General features: G+C 67.2%; 15 protein-coding genes. 14 read left to right on the forward strand and 1 reads right to left on the reverse strand.

Features of this window, described 5'->3' with window-relative positions:
• The first annotated feature begins 37 nt into the window (after positions 1–37).
• On the forward strand, positions 38–739 hold the full coding sequence (locus tag BS69_RS0112505; protein ID WP_029942292.1) for a PP2C family protein-serine/threonine phosphatase: 702 nt from the start codon (positions 38–40) through the stop codon (positions 737–739).
• Here the strand turns inward: BS69_RS0112505 and BS69_RS0112510 are convergent.
• Complete coding sequence (locus BS69_RS0112510) at positions 711–2,108, reverse strand: hypothetical protein (protein ID WP_029942293.1); 1,398 nt, start codon at positions 2,106–2,108, stop codon at positions 711–713. The two genes, BS69_RS0112505 and BS69_RS0112510, sit on opposite strands and share 29 nt — an antisense overlap.
• A gap of 112 nt (positions 2,109–2,220) precedes the next feature.
• On the opposite strand from BS69_RS0112510, the gene BS69_RS0112515 reads away from it, so the two are divergent.
• The 13 genes from BS69_RS0112515 (at position 2,221) to BS69_RS0112575 (ending at position 13,438) form a co-directional block, all read left to right on the forward strand.
• On the forward strand, positions 2,221–3,006 hold the full coding sequence (locus tag BS69_RS0112515) for a DUF2569 domain-containing protein (protein ID WP_156957039.1): 786 nt from the start codon (positions 2,221–2,223) through the stop codon (positions 3,004–3,006).
• 440 nt (positions 3,007–3,446) lie between these two features.
• Positions 3,447–3,629, forward strand: coding sequence for a Flp family type IVb pilin (locus BS69_RS0112520; protein ID WP_029942295.1), 183 nt, complete (start codon positions 3,447–3,449; stop codon positions 3,627–3,629).
• A gap of 60 nt (positions 3,630–3,689) precedes the next feature.
• Positions 3,690–3,869: a Flp family type IVb pilin gene (locus BS69_RS0112525; RefSeq protein WP_029942296.1), complete on the forward strand. Its 180-nt coding sequence runs from the start codon at positions 3,690–3,692 to the stop codon at positions 3,867–3,869.
• 52 nt (positions 3,870–3,921) lie between these two features.
• Complete coding sequence (locus tag BS69_RS0112530; protein WP_029942297.1) at positions 3,922–4,107, forward strand: Flp family type IVb pilin; 186 nt, start codon at positions 3,922–3,924, stop codon at positions 4,105–4,107.
• A 129-nt stretch (positions 4,108–4,236) separates the two neighbouring features.
• Complete coding sequence (gene cpaB / locus BS69_RS0112535; RefSeq protein WP_029942298.1) at positions 4,237–5,169, forward strand: Flp pilus assembly protein CpaB; 933 nt, start codon at positions 4,237–4,239, stop codon at positions 5,167–5,169.
• Entirely contained in the window at positions 5,159–6,667 is a 1,509-nt protein-coding gene (locus BS69_RS0112540; protein WP_245605165.1) for a type II and III secretion system protein family protein, read from the forward strand. Before cpaB ends, BS69_RS0112540 begins: the two co-directional genes overlap by 11 nt.
• Positions 6,657–6,962 (forward strand): hypothetical protein, encoded by a 306-nt coding sequence (locus BS69_RS13840; RefSeq protein WP_051676818.1) that lies wholly within the window; start codon positions 6,657–6,659, stop codon positions 6,960–6,962. Before BS69_RS0112540 ends, BS69_RS13840 begins: the two co-directional genes overlap by 11 nt.
• Before the next feature lie 32 nt (positions 6,963–6,994).
• The gene (locus tag BS69_RS0112550) at positions 6,995–8,671 is read left to right on the forward strand and encodes a pilus assembly protein TadG-related protein (protein ID WP_051676819.1); all 1,677 of its coding nucleotides are present in this window, start codon (positions 6,995–6,997) and stop codon (positions 8,669–8,671) included.
• A complete protein-coding gene (locus tag BS69_RS0112555) occupies positions 8,668–9,195 on the forward strand; it encodes a TadE/TadG family type IV pilus assembly protein (RefSeq protein ID WP_029942302.1) in 528 nt (175 codons plus the stop codon). Before BS69_RS0112550 ends, BS69_RS0112555 begins: the two co-directional genes overlap by 4 nt.
• A complete protein-coding gene (locus tag BS69_RS0112560; RefSeq protein WP_029942303.1) occupies positions 9,192–9,830 on the forward strand; it encodes a TadE/TadG family type IV pilus assembly protein in 639 nt (212 codons plus the stop codon). Before BS69_RS0112555 ends, BS69_RS0112560 begins: the two co-directional genes overlap by 4 nt.
• An 8-nt stretch (positions 9,831–9,838) precedes the next feature.
• Positions 9,839–11,044: a CpaE/TadZ family protein gene (locus BS69_RS0112565; RefSeq protein WP_169738090.1), complete on the forward strand. Its 1,206-nt coding sequence runs from the start codon at positions 9,839–9,841 to the stop codon at positions 11,042–11,044.
• Positions 11,045–11,129: 85 nt separating this feature from the next.
• Positions 11,130–12,437, forward strand: coding sequence for an ATPase, T2SS/T4P/T4SS family (locus BS69_RS0112570; RefSeq protein WP_156957045.1), 1,308 nt, complete (start codon positions 11,130–11,132; stop codon positions 12,435–12,437).
• Entirely contained in the window at positions 12,437–13,438 is a 1,002-nt protein-coding gene (locus BS69_RS0112575; protein WP_029942306.1) for a type II secretion system F family protein, read from the forward strand. Before BS69_RS0112570 ends, BS69_RS0112575 begins: the two co-directional genes overlap by 1 nt.
• Positions 13,439–13,443 lie beyond the last annotated feature (5 nt).

The raw sequence follows: 13,443 nt of genomic DNA on the forward strand, positions 1-13,443 counted from the left end.
TAGCGTGGCACCTGTTCCAGGGGGGAGCTTTCGCCCGATGCCGTTCGATACCGTGAGCCGCACCCATGTCGGCCTCAAGCGCCCGATCAACGAGGACAATTTCCTCGTCCGCGCGGAGGCCGGACTGTTCGCGGTCGCCGACGGCATGGGCGGGCATGACGCGGGCGAGGTCGCGAGCGCGCGGATCGTCGCCGCGCTCGAGGAGCTGGAAGCGGTCTCGCCGGACGGCGTGGTCGCCGCGCTCGAGGGCGTGAACAAGGACCTGCGCGAACTTGCCGCGGGGACCGGCAAGCATACCATCGGCAGCACCGTCGTCGGCTATCTCTTCGACGGGGCCGGGGGCGTGACCTGTTTCTGGGCGGGGGACAGCCGCGCCTATCTCCATCGCGACGGCCAGCTCCTCCAGGTCAGCCGCGACCACAGCCTGGTGCAGGAACTGGTCGACGCCGGGATGATCGATCCCGAGCGCGCCGAGGGCCATCCCAACGGCAATGTCATCACCCGCGCAGTCGGTGCGGCGGACCAGCTCCGGGTCGACCGGGTCGAGGGCGACGCGCGCCCCGGCGACCTGTTCCTGCTCGCGTCCGACGGAGTGACCCGGGTCGTTCCCGACGACGAACTGGTCAAGGACCTCGCCGGCGACCGGCCGCTGGGCGAGATTGCCGACGGCCTCGTCTGGAAGGTGCTCGGCCGCGGCGCGCCCGACAATCTTACGCTGGTGCTGGTCCGCGTCCTCTAGCCGCGCGCCAGCGCAGCAGCACCAGCACGCACACCACCGGGGCGAGCCAGATCACCCGGCTCTGGTAGCGGTCGTGGACGTCGGACAGGGTGCCGGTGACGAAAGCGTTGGCGAGCAGCGCGGCGAGGGTCGCGAGCAGCAGGGATCCCGCAAGCGCATCGCGCCGCCGCCACGCGAGCGCCGGCAGGACGAACAGGCCGAGGAGGCCGATGCTGCTGACCAGACCCGTCACGGCGAGAAGGGGATAGGTCCGCAATTCGCCGCGCACCTGGCGCGTCGCATTGACGCGGTCGCGCAAGCCCGGCTCGAATTCGTGGAATGCGTCCTGCAGCGCGCTCCTGGGATTGTTGCAGGTCGCCGGGCATTCGTCGTCGAGCACGCGATAGGACAGAAACTGCTCGCCTGTCGCATCGATCGCGGCGCGCGCGAACAGCAGGGGATGCTCGGCGAGCGCACCGCGCGCGGCAATTCCGAGCTGGCGGTCCCAGTCGATACCGCCGCGCCGGTTGCTCTGCTCCCACACGGTGTCCCAGAAGACCGATTGCGGCGACCACAGCAATTGCTGGCTGTCGCGGGGAAAGCGCGGTGCGATGGCGCACAGCTCCCTCACCCGCGGATCGGTCGGGCAATGCCGCGCGAGCCAGGGCTGGACGATGCCGTCCTCGTGCAGGCTTGCGAACAGGAACGCCTCGCTGCGCGGCGCATAGGTCGCCTTGTGGAAGTAGAAGGCGTTGGCGACGAACTGGATGCCGACCACGAATAGCAGAGCGACGCCGAGCGCGGCGAGCCGGGTCAGCAGCGCTCGCCAGGCGAGCCCGCCGAGCTTGAGCGCTGCCAGCGCCGCGAGGCAGCTTGCGACCAGCAGGGCAGGGTAGGTGCTGTGGGTCAGGCAGAGCGCGGCCGCCGCCAGCCACAGGAGCGGGCTTCCCGGCGCGCCCGGATCGCGGTTCGCGCCCAGCCAGCCGAGCAGCACGATCGGCACCGCATAAGCGTCGGGCATGAGTTGCGAGGCGTGCCACGGGCCCGTCGAGAGCGCGAGGACCGCAAGCCAGGCGAGCGGCCAGTGCGGGGCCTCCATCCGCCGCGCGGTGGCGAGCGGCAGCAGCACGGTCGCCACCAGCTGGGGAAGGAGGCCGAGCCACAGCCCCGCGATCCCGCCGACGCTGACGAAGGGCTTCAGGTAGAGGCCGTAGAAACTGCTGCGGTCGCTCAGCCAGTAGCGGCCCCAGCCGACCTTGAGATAGCCGCCGCTGTCGGGGAAGAAATGGGGCAGGCCGTTGAGGATCGCGGGCCACAGCAGCACCAGCGCCAGCAGCGCCGCGAGCCACGCGGTCCGCTTCCCGCTGCCACTGGCCTTTGTGCCTATCATCCCGCCCCCCGGCACGCGCCGCTGGAACTCGCGGCGGCAATACCCATTTACCTGATCGAAAGGGGAAGCGACGACAAGGGCGGGGCGAGCGAGCAGAAGGACTACGTCCCGAGTGAAGACACCAGCCGCCATTGCCGCCGTCTCCCGGACGCTTCACCGGCGCTCGCTCAACGTGCTCGGGATCCTCGAGAACCGCCTGGCCCCGATCATCATGGGCTGGGTCGCTTTGATCCTCGCCGCCTGTTTCCTGCGCATCCTGGTCAGCCCGCTGCCCCCGCAGGGCCTGAGCCTCGCGATGGTCACCCCTTACCTCCTCCTGATCGGGGCGCCGGCCGCCTCGCTGCTGCTCGCGCTGCGCTGGTTCGCCGATGGCGAGGCCATGCCGCAGCCGAGCTATCGCCTCGCCCGCGCCGGACGCTGGCAGGACCTCGCGCCCAGCATCGCGCGCCGCCATCCGCTCTACGGCACGAGCGGGATCATGGTCTCGCTGCTGGTCGGCATGTTGCTCAACATCCCCGTGCGCGCCGCCGAATATCTGATGACTATGCCCGCGATCGGTGCCGCCGCGCCCGAGTGGCTGTCGGTGCTCCACTTCTGGATGACGCTCGACGCGGTGCTGGTGAGCAGCCTTTATGCGGTCTGTTTCGCCGCCGCGATCCGCAAGGTGCCGCTGTTTCCGCGACTGCTCCTGCTGGTGTGGCTGGTCGACATCGCGATGCAGCTGCTGATCGCGCAGGGCGCGGTCGCGACCGGCCTGCCTCCGAGCGTCGCCGCGCCGCTCCACGTGCTGCTCGAGAAGAATATCACCAAGGTGATGATCAGCATGGGCCTGTGGCTGCCCTACCTGCTGCTGTCGACCCGGGTGAACGTCACCTATCGGAGCCGCATTCCCGCCTAATGGCCCGCTGAAAAATAATCGTCATCGGGCGGGAACCTTTCGGGGGTCGCCCGATTCGCGACGCCTCAAATCGTTTTCCATCCGTTCTGAAGACGCACCACTTTGGATGGATTTGTGTGCGACTTTAGGACGCTCTCGCCAAGCCGTTCGCGGATTTCCGGGAAATAATACGTCCAAAAATCGCGCTTTATCAGTGCGTTGAGTGCCAGAGGCGGGCGCTCGGCGATTAACCCCCGTTAAATCGATATACTTGACAAGAGTTTAAGGTTGGGAGCCTCCTTATGCAGCGATGCGGCTGGGAGGCCTCGACGCAAGGAAGAGCTGGCGTGGGGCCAGGCCAGTCCTTGCCAGCGGGAAATCCTTTCGGGGCTGCGCCGCCTGGGGAGGTGCGGGGGCATAATTTCCCGTCTCCGGAATTCGCAATTCTAGGGGATAAACTGATGACCACTTTCAAGAACCTGCTCATCGACGAGTCCGGCGCATCGGCGGCCGAATATGCGCTGATCCTTGCCATCGTCGGCACCGCCATCGCGGTCGCCGCCATCGGCCTCGGCAAGTCCGTCGCCGGCGCGATGAACAACGCCAAGTCGTGCATCGACACCAAGGGCACCACCTGCAGCTAAGCGGGCTACGGAGAGCATCGACTGCGCTGCTCTCCACATATCTGAAGAAGGGGAACGATCATGTCGAACTTCGTGAAGCTCGTTCGTGACGAGTCCGGCGCCTCGGCGGCCGAATATGCGCTCATCCTTGCGATCGTCGGCACCGCCATTGCGGTTGCCGCCATCGGCCTCGGCAAGTCGGTTGCCGGTGCGATGAACAGCGCCTCGAGCTGCATCGACACCAAGGGCAGCACCTGCTGACGAACTGGCCGCGCCTTCGGGCGCGGCCTTACCTCGCTGGGGAGCCAAGAGAATGTCGAACTTCGTGAAGCTCGTTCGTGACGAGTCCGGCGCGTCGGCCGCCGAATATGCGCTGATCCTCGCGATCGTGGGCACCGCCATTGCGGCCGCGGCCTTCGGTCTCGGCAAGTCGGTCGCTGGCGCGATGAACAATGCGTCGTCGTGCATCAACAGCCCGACCACCACCAACTGCAATTAAGCGCAGTGACGGCAAGTAAGCGGGCCGATGCGGCCCGGCATGCTCCCCACTGTTGCAATAAAGTCGCGAAAGCCAGTGTAGCTTAACAACACTATTTACGATAAGTTAGTCCGCAAGGGGGAACAGCGGATGCTGAGAAGGCAATCTCTGATCGCGCTCGGGGTGGCCGTCATCCTAGGCCTCGTCGCTGTCTACCTTGCGAACATTTACCTCACGAGCCGCGCCGGCAATGACCAGCGCACGCCGGAGGGGATGGCGCGGGTCGCGGTTGCGGCCGTTCCGCTGGGCTACGGGACCGAGCTGACCGCGGACAAGATCCGCTTCGCCGAATTCCCGACCTCCGCCATTCCCGCGGGCACCTTCCGCACCGCCGACGAGCTGCTCGTCCCCGGCGAGCGCCGGGTCGTGATCCGGCCGATGGAGGTCAACGAACCGATCCTCGGCTCCAAGATCTCGGGCAAGGGGCAGGGTGCCTCGATCGCCGCCACGCTGCCGGATGGCCGCCGCGCCGCCACCGTCCGCATCAATGACGTGTCGGGTGTCGCCGGCTTCATCCAGCCCAACGACAGCGTTGACGTGCTGATCACCCGCCAGAACCAGACGGGGCAGCAGGTCACCGACGTGCTGCTCCAGAACATCCGCGTCATCGCCATGGGCCAGCAGGCCAATAACGAGACCGGCCAGCCGGTGGTCGCCAGCACCGCGACGCTCGAGGTGGTGCCGATCGACGCGCAGAAGCTCGCGCTCGGCCAGCAGGCGGGGACGCTCAGCCTGGTGCTGAGGAAGCCTGGCCAGCAGGAGGACATTGCGGGGGTCAAGACCGTCAGCCTGTCCGACCTGCGCTACAGCATCTACGGCGCCGCGCCCTACAACAACGGCAATGCCGCCGCGCCGGCGCAGCCGAAGCCGGTGGTCCGCGTGATCCGCCAGCCGGCGCCGCGTCCCCGACCGGTCGCGACCGCGCCCGCCGCGCCGCCGCGCCCGACGGGCTCCAGTGTTCAGGTGGTGAGGGGCACCGCCGGAAGCGATTATCAGGTGGGGGACTATGCTGGTGGCAGGTAAGCGAAAGGCGGTTCTCGCCGCGCTTGCGCTCGGCGCGACGGCGCTGACCGCGGGTCTCGGGAGCCCGGGCGTGGCCCATGCGCAGCGGGTGGTGAGCGAGACCGACGCGGTTCACGCGGGCGAGCTCAACGTGCCCGTCAACAAGAGCCAGGTGCTGCGGGTCGACCGGCCTTATGCCAAGGCGCTGATCGGCAATCCCGAGATCGCCGACGTCCTGCCGCTGACCGACCAGTCGATCTATGTGCTCGGCAAGAAGCTCGGCACTACCAGCCTGACGCTCTACGACCGGTCGAACAGCCTTATCGCGGTGATGGACGTTGCGGTCGGGCCCGATGTCATCGGCCTCAAGAAGCAACTGTCCGAGCTGATCCCGGGTGACCGGGTCGGCGCGCGGATGAGCAACGACAGCATCGTCCTCGAAGGCATTGTCTCGAACGCGGTCGCCGCCAATCGCGCGGCGCAGATCGCCGAGACCTATGCACCGGGCAAGGTCGTCAACCTGCTGTCCATCGGCTCGGCCCAGCAGGTCATGCTGGAAGTCAAATTCTCCGAGGTGAAGCGCTCGGCGCTGAAGCAGCTGGGCGCCGGCTTCTTCGTCGGCTCGGACGGCGGCAAGTTCAGCGGCGCGATCGGCGGCGGGGCCGGGGTGGTGGGCTCAGGCCCGCCGACGCTTGGCGCGATCACCGACAGCTTTGGCGTCCTCACCCGCACCTTCCGCGCCTTCGGCACCAATTTCGAGGCGACCTTCGACGCCCTCGAGCGCAAGGGCGCGATCACCACCCTCGCCGAGCCGACGCTGATCGCCTTGTCGGGCGAGACCGCGAGCTTCCTGGCCGGCGGCGAATTTCCGATTCCGGTCGCGCAGGGCAATGGCGGCGGCAGCGGGGTGGGGGCCGGTTCGGGCGCCATCTCGATCGAGTTCAAGCCGTTCGGCGTCAGCCTCGCCTTCACGCCGACGGTCCTTGCCGACGGGGTCATCAACCTGCTTGTCGAACCCGAGGTCAGCTCGATCGACAACAGCGCCTCGATCGTCGTCAACAACCTGCGGATCCCGGGCCTCCAGACCCGCCGCGCCAAGACCACGGTCGAGCTTCGCGACGGCGAAAGCTTCGCCATGGCGGGGCTGCTGCGGAAGGATTTCTCGAGCACGGTCCGGCAGTTCCCGCTGCTCGGCAACATCCCGATCATCGGGACCCTGTTCCGTTCGACGAGCTTCAATCGCGACGAGACCGAACTGGTCATCATCGTCACGCCCAGGCTCGTCCGCCCGGTCCGGCCCGACCAGCTCGCCGCGCCGACCGACCGCGTGAAGGGGCCGGCCGATGCCGACATCCTGCTGCTCGGCCGCACCGACACCGGAGTTCCGCCGGTTGCTCCGATCAGCGGTGCGACCCCGCGGCCCGCGGCGCCCGGCGCGGCGACCACCACCGGCGCCGCGACCGCGCCGGCGGCCACCGCTCCGACCGGTCTCGAAAAGGATTACGGCCATGTCCTGTAAGTGGCTCGCATGCGCCGCCGCCGCCACCGCGCTCGCCGCCTGCCAGAGCGTCGATCCGGTCAGTCAGTCGCCCGATCCCTATTTCGGCGACGTGACCGCCCGCAACAAGGCGGTGCAGGTCATTAATCCCGATCCCGTCTACACCGCCGACGCCGCCCAGCCGGGCGCCAATGGTGAGCGCGGCGCCAAGGCCGTCGATCGCTACAAGAAGGGCGAGGTCAAGGACACCAAGCGGATCAGCACCGGCGGTAGCAACGGCGGTGGCGGTAGCGGCGGCGGGTCCGGTCCAAGCTGAGGTATGCGGAGATGCTCGGCCAACTAGGAAGGTTGATCAGGGGTGAGGAGGGCGCCATCGCGCCGACGCTCGCCTTGTCGCTCTTCGGGTTGCTGGCCATCGGCGGGGTCGCCTTCGACTATGCGCGCCTCGCCGCGCTCGACACCGAATTGCAGAGCGCGGCCGACCAGGCGGCGCTTGCCGCCGCGACCCAGCTCGACGGCAAGTCGGGCGCCTGCGCACGGGCGGCGGCGGCAGCCGCTGGGCTACTTTCGAACCAGGCCCTCTTCGCCAATGACGGTGGCGGGATGGCGGTGAAGGTCGCCAACGAGGCCGCCTGCGATGCGACCGACAACGTCCGCTTCTATCAGAGCTGGGACGATTCCACCGATACGCCCGGCACGGCTGCCACTTCCGATGCCAATGCGAAGGTGGTGGTCCTCAAGGTCAATCCGCGGACGGCCAATTTCGCGCTGACCCCCGTCGTCGGCGCAATCTCGGCAAGCAATCTGACGGCGGAAGCGGTTGCCTCGCTCGAGGGGGGCGCGATCTGCAAGGTCCCGCCGCTGATGATCTGCAATCCCAACGAGGGCAGTCTCACCAACGCCAATTTCCCCAATTCGACCGACATCGGGAAGGGGTTGCTGCTGCTGCCGGGAGGCGGCGGGACGCAGTGGGGTCCGGGCAACTACGGTTATCTCGACTTCGGCTCGGGCGCCAACACCCTCGAGAAGGCAATGGGCGCCAACGTCAATGCCGAGCCCTGCCTTGCCGCGAGTGCGGTGAACACGAAGCCGGGCAATACCGCGAGCGCGACCGCGGGCGTCAATGTCCGCTTCGACATCTACCAGAACGGCCTGGTCAATACCTGCGACCGGGCGACCGGCAATTGCTCGCCGGCGCTGAATGTCGGCAAGGACCTCATCCACTCCCAGTTCAGCACCGGAACCGCGCCCAACGAGACCGCGAGCAACAGCGACAATTGCGGGTTCAAGACCGGCAGCGAGCCGTGGGATTTCGACACGCCCGCCTATCTTCCCGACCCGACCACCCGGGCGCAGCCGACCGCGCTCGGCACGCCCAGGGTGATGGGGATGCCGCGCGATATCTGCCACGCGATCAGCACCGATGGCGACTGCGGCGGCACGTCGGTCAAGAGCAAGTTCGGCGACGGGTCGTGGGACCGCAATCTCTATTTCTACGTCAATCACCGCACGCTTTATCCGACCGCTCCGACGGCGCCCAACAACGGCTGGCAGAGCATCCCGTCACTGATCAGCTGGGCGAACACCAATCTCGCCGGCACCGGTCGAACCGTCGCCACCGTCACGCGCTATGACGTCTATCGCTGGGAGCTGCAGCAGATGGCCGCCGCGGCCATTTCACGACGCAGTGCGCTGATCACGACCATTGGCAACGGCAAGAACGCCAAGGATTATTACGCCTATCGCGGGCCTGCCTGTGCCACCGGCCTGGCGCCCTCGGCGACGGTCAAGGATCGCCGCCTGCTGACCGCCGCGGTCGTCAATTGCACCGCTGACAACGTCCAGGGTTCCACCAACGTCAAGCCGATCGGCTGGGTCGATTTGTTCTTCGTCGAGCCGTCGCTCGATCGGGCCCGCACCGGGAAGGACCAGCTTTACGTCGAGATCACCGGTGTCGCGAAGCGGCCCAATGGCGACGACGCCTTCCAATATTATCTGCGCCAGCGGCCGAGGTTGCTGAAATGAGCCGGCTTGCGCGCGACACCCGAGGGTCGGCCGCGGTCGAAATGGCGCTGGCGCTGCCGATCCTGATGGCCCTGTTCTTCGGCTCGGTCGAACTCGGCAATTATTTCCAGTCGCAGCACGTCCTCGTGAAGGGTCTGCGCGACGGTGCCGTGTTTGTCGCGCGCCAGGATATTTCGAAATTCAACTGCACCACGGGCGCCATCGATTCCGGCGTCGTGACCGAGGCCAAGAAGCTCATCCAGAAGAGCGTTCTCGACAACGCCGCCGACGACCGGCTTCCGCTCTGGGCGAATACGACGACCTACAGTTTCGGCGTCGCCTGTCCGACCTCGGTCTCGATCACCACGTCCAGCGGGACGACGACGACCGGCATGGGCGGCATCTACGTCGCCAATTCGAACCGCGCGCCGGTGGTCACGATCAATGTGTCGATGCCCTATCGCCTGCTCATGTCGGGTTGGGGCCTGACCCCGATCAGCCTCAAGCTCAACGCTACCCAGCAAGCCGTGGTGATGGGCATATGAGCCGCCTCCGCTTCCTTCGCGACGAGCGCGCCGGCACGATGGCCGAATTCGCGCTGACGCTGCCGCTGCTGATGACCTTCCTCTTCGCGATCATCGATGGCGGGCGCTACCTTTACCAGCGCAACAAGCTCGAGAAGGCCGCACAGATGGGCGTGCGGATGGCGGTGGTGACCACCCCCGTCGCGACCGGGCTGAAAGCCATGACCTTCACCTCGGTGGTTCCGGGCGAGACCATTCCCGCAAGTGCGCTCAATCCCGTGGTTTGCCGGGACACCGGCGACTGCAGCTGCACCGGCACCGCCTGCCCGTCGTCGCTGGCCCGCGACAACGCCGCCTTCGAGCGCATCTACGACCGGATGAAGCTCTTCTATCCGGCGCTCCTCAAAAACAATGTGGAGATCGTCTATTCGGGCTCGGGCATCGGCTATTTGGGCGATCCCGACACGACGTCGCCCGACGTCAAGCCGGTCGTCACTGTCCGGATCCGGAACGACGCCACCACAGTGGCTGGCAAAACCACCGACAATAGCGTCACCTTCATTCCCCTCACCGGCTACGGATGGGCGACGATGAAGATGCCGGCCTTTCAATCTTCGCTGACCGCCGAGGACCTCGTCGGCTCCCAATCGAACTGAGACAACGCATGAGTGTCATGACCCCTCCCGAAAGCAGCAAGAGCTTCCGCCCCCAGGGCGTCGAGGCCGGGGTGCACCTGTACCTGTCGGGCTTCGAGGGGGACAGCGCGGCGCTGCTCGGCGCGCGCGTCGCCGGGCTTCCGCTGCATCTCAGCATCGTGCCCGTGACCGAGTGGATCGATCCCACCGACCTTGCCACCGCGGCGGTGGCGGTGGTCCAGGTCGACGCCGATGCGCCGGCGTCGATGAAGCGCTTCGAACGGCTTGCCGCGAACGATGGCAAGCCGCTCATCGCCGCCTGCTACGAGCCGCCGCTGGCGCTGGTCCGCCAGCTCCTCAAGGCCGGCGCGCATGACGTGCTTCCGCTGCCGCTCGCCATCGACGATCTCGAGGCCTCGATCGCCCCCTTGCGCGACCGCGCGGTCGAGCAGGTCAGCGCCGAGCAGATCGTCACCAACAACCGGCTGGTCGCGATCATCAAGGCACGCGGCGGGATCGGCGCCACCGCGGTCGGCGCGCAGCTCGCCTGCCGTTTCGCCGCCGCCGAGGTGCAGGCCGGACGCGAGGCGGCGCTGATCGACTTCGACGTGCAGTTCGGCGACGCGGCCTTCCAGCTCGGGCTTCGCCCCCGGCTGACGCTCACCGACCTCATCGAGGCCGGTGCCAGGCTCGACGGACCGCTGCTTCGCTCGGCGATGACCCAGCACAAGAGCGGTCTGCAGGTTGCCGCCGCGCCGACCGACATGCTGCCGCTCGACAGCCTCACCAACGAGCAGGCGATCGCCATCGTCGATCGCGCGCTCAAGGAGTTCGGCACGGTGTTCGTCGACCTTCCGGCCAATTGGTCCAACTGGTCGCTGAGCCTCGTCGCGCGCTCGAACCTGATCATCCTCTTGACCGACCTGTCGGTCGCGGGGCTCAACCGCGCGCGCCGCCAGATCGACCTGCTCGCCGCGCAGGATCTCGGCAACATCGAGATCAAGGTGGTCGCCAATCGCTTCAGGAAGGGCCTGTTCAAGACGGTCAACCTGGGTGACGCCGAGGAAGCGCTCGGGCGCAAGATCGCCTTCACCATCGCCGACGAGCCCGACCTCATGAATGCGGCGATCGACCAGGGCCTGCCGGTCGGCGAGATCAGCCGCAAGGCACCGCTGGTGCGTGACCTCGACGCGCTCGACAAGGCCATCACCACCGCCCTTCGGCTGGAGCGCTGAGACCATGTGGCAGATCCGCAAGCCCAATTCGTCCGCCGCCCCGGCCGAGGAGCGCGTCGAACCGACGCTCGCCGAACGCCAGCTGATGAGCGTCGGCGATGCCGGCGCCTTCGCCAAGCGCGACGTTCACACCGACCTCAAGGTCGAGCTTCACCAGCGCCTGATCGACTGCATCAACCTTTCGGCGCTCGACGGCATGAGCCGCGAGCAGATCGCCGAGGAAGTGGGCGAGATCGTCGAGGAGGAACTCGCCAAGCAGAACCATGCGCTCAACCTCGTCGAGCGCCGCCGGCTGATCGACGACGTGCTCGATGAACTCCTCGGTCTCGGGCCGCTCGAGCCTTTGCTCAAGGACACCACGATCACCGACATCCTGGTCAATGGCCCGGACCGCGTCTTCGTCGAGCGCTATGGCCAGCTCGAGCCGAGCCCGGTCCGCTTCAAGGACGACAAGCACCTGCTGCGGATCATCCAGAAGATCGTCTCGGCGGTCGGTCGGCGGGTCGACGAAAGCTCGCCGCTGGTCGACGCGCGCCTGATGGACGGAAGCCGCGTCAATGCGGTGGTGCCGCCGCTCGCGCTCGACGGGTCGCTGCTGTCGATCCGCAAGTTCGCCAAGGTTCCGATCTCGATGTCGCGGCTGGTCGAGATCGGGTCGATCCCGGCGCAGGTCGCCGAGGTGCTGAAGGCGATCGTCGCATCGCGCCGCAACGTGCTCATCTCGGGCGGCACAGGCTCGGGCAAGACGACGCTGCTCAACGCCATGTCGGCCTTCATCGACAATCGCGAGCGGATCGTGACCATCGAGGATTCGGCCGAGCTCCAGCTCCAGCAGAGCCATGTCGCCCGGCTCGAGACGCGCCCCGCCAACATCGAGGGCAAGGGCGAGATCGGCCAGCGCGACCTCGTCAAGAACGCGCTTCGCATGCGTCCCGACCGGATCATCGTCGGCGAGGTCCGCGCCGGCGAGGCGTTCGACATGCTGCAGGCGATGAACACCGGCCACGACGGCTCGATGACCACCGTCCACGCCAACACGCCGCGCGACGCCTTGTCCCGCCTCGAGCAGATGATCGGCATGAGCGGGATCGACATTCCCGCCCGCTCGGCTCGCGCGCAGATCGCCTCGGCGATCAATGTGGTGGTCCAGATCGCGCGCCTGTCCGACGGTCGCCGCCGGCTGATGAGCCTGTCCGAAATCACCGGCATGGAAGGCGACGTCGTCACCATGCAGGAGATCTTCCGCTTCCGTCAGACCGGCATTTCGGCCGACGGCGGCGTGATCGGCAAGTTCGAGGCGACCGGACTTCGGCCGCGCTTCCTCGACCATGCGATCACCCACGGCCAGGTGCTGTCGCCCGACCTGTTCCGGCCCGATGCGAGGTTCGAGTGATGGAAGGCACGGTCCTTCGCGTTCTGGTCCTCATCGTCATCTTCGCGGCGGTGCTGCTGCTGGTCGAGGCCCTGCTCGGCGCGGTGCTCCGCTCACGCGGGGAAAGCCAGGCGATCAACCAGCGCCTGACGATGATCGGCCGCGGCGTGTCGCGCGCCGACACGATGAACCGGCTTCGCCGCCAGGACGGGCTGGTCATCCACCGCCTGCCGACCTTGCTCCAGGGTCCGGGCCGCCGGCTCGAGCGGATGCTGATGGCGGCGGGGATCGTCGCGCCGACCGCGCAGCTGCTGCTCGGGATCATGCTCGCGCCATTGCTTCTCCTCGGGCTGATGATCCTGCTCGCGTGGAGCGCAGGCTTCGCCATGGGTTTCGGCCGCCTCGTGCTGCTCACCGCCATCGCCGTCGCGCTCGGGCTCGCCATTCCCTTGCTCTTCCTCCAGGCCAAGGCGGCGCGGCGCCGCAAGAAGATGCAGGAGCAGTTTCCGGTCGCGCTCGATGTCTTCGTGCGCGGGCTTCGCGCCGGGCACCCGGTCGCCGCCGCGCTCGATCTGCTGACGGTCGAGATGCCCGATCCGATCGGCAGCCAGTTCGGTGTGGTCGTCGACGAGGTCACCTATGGCGCGGACCTGCGCGACGCGCTCGCCGACCTCGCCGAGCGCTGGGACCTCGACGACATGCGGATGTTCGTGGTCAGCCTCTCGGTGCAGCAGGAGACCGGCGGCAATCTCGCCGAGATCCTCGAGAATTTGAGCAAGGTCATCCGGGAGCGCACGGCCTTGTTCCTCAAGGTCCGCGCGCTGTCGTCGGAAGGGCGGATGACCGCGATCATGCTCACCGTCCTCCCGGTGCTCGCCTTCACCGCCCTGTTCCTGCTCAACCCGGCTTTCTACCTCGACGTCGCCGCCGATCCGTTCTTCGTGCCCGGCTTCGTCGCGCTGATCGTGGTCTATTGCATCGGCGTGTTCACGATCCGCCGAATGGTCGACTTGAAGGTCTAGGGGCA

Origin of the sequence: Sphingomonas astaxanthinifaciens DSM 22298 (assembly GCF_000711715.1) — a bacterium.
GTDB classification, from domain to species: Bacteria; Pseudomonadota; Alphaproteobacteria; order Sphingomonadales; family Sphingomonadaceae; genus Sphingomicrobium; species Sphingomicrobium astaxanthinifaciens_A.

Coding starts and splice junctions, on each gene's coding strand:
- BS69_RS0112505 (WP_029942292.1), top strand. CDS start 38: ATGCCGTTCGATACCGTGAGCCGCACCCATGTCGGCCTCAAGCGCCCG.
- BS69_RS0112510 (WP_029942293.1), bottom strand. CDS start 2,108: ATGATAGGCACAAAGGCCAGTGGCAGCGGGAAGCGGACCGCGTGGCTC.
- BS69_RS0112520 (WP_029942295.1), top strand. CDS start 3,447: ATGACCACTTTCAAGAACCTGCTCATCGACGAGTCCGGCGCATCGGCG.
- BS69_RS0112525 (WP_029942296.1), top strand. CDS start 3,690: ATGTCGAACTTCGTGAAGCTCGTTCGTGACGAGTCCGGCGCCTCGGCG.
- BS69_RS0112530 (WP_029942297.1), top strand. CDS start 3,922: ATGTCGAACTTCGTGAAGCTCGTTCGTGACGAGTCCGGCGCGTCGGCC.
- cpaB (WP_029942298.1), top strand. CDS start 4,237: ATGCTGAGAAGGCAATCTCTGATCGCGCTCGGGGTGGCCGTCATCCTA.
- BS69_RS13840 (WP_051676818.1), top strand. CDS start 6,657: ATGTCCTGTAAGTGGCTCGCATGCGCCGCCGCCGCCACCGCGCTCGCC.
- BS69_RS0112555 (WP_029942302.1), top strand. CDS start 8,668: ATGAGCCGGCTTGCGCGCGACACCCGAGGGTCGGCCGCGGTCGAAATG.
- BS69_RS0112560 (WP_029942303.1), top strand. CDS start 9,192: ATGAGCCGCCTCCGCTTCCTTCGCGACGAGCGCGCCGGCACGATGGCC.
- BS69_RS0112565 (WP_169738090.1), top strand. CDS start 9,839: ATGAGTGTCATGACCCCTCCCGAAAGCAGCAAGAGCTTCCGCCCCCAG.
- BS69_RS0112570 (WP_156957045.1), top strand. CDS start 11,130: ATGAGCGTCGGCGATGCCGGCGCCTTCGCCAAGCGCGACGTTCACACC.
- BS69_RS0112575 (WP_029942306.1), top strand. CDS start 12,437: ATGGAAGGCACGGTCCTTCGCGTTCTGGTCCTCATCGTCATCTTCGCG.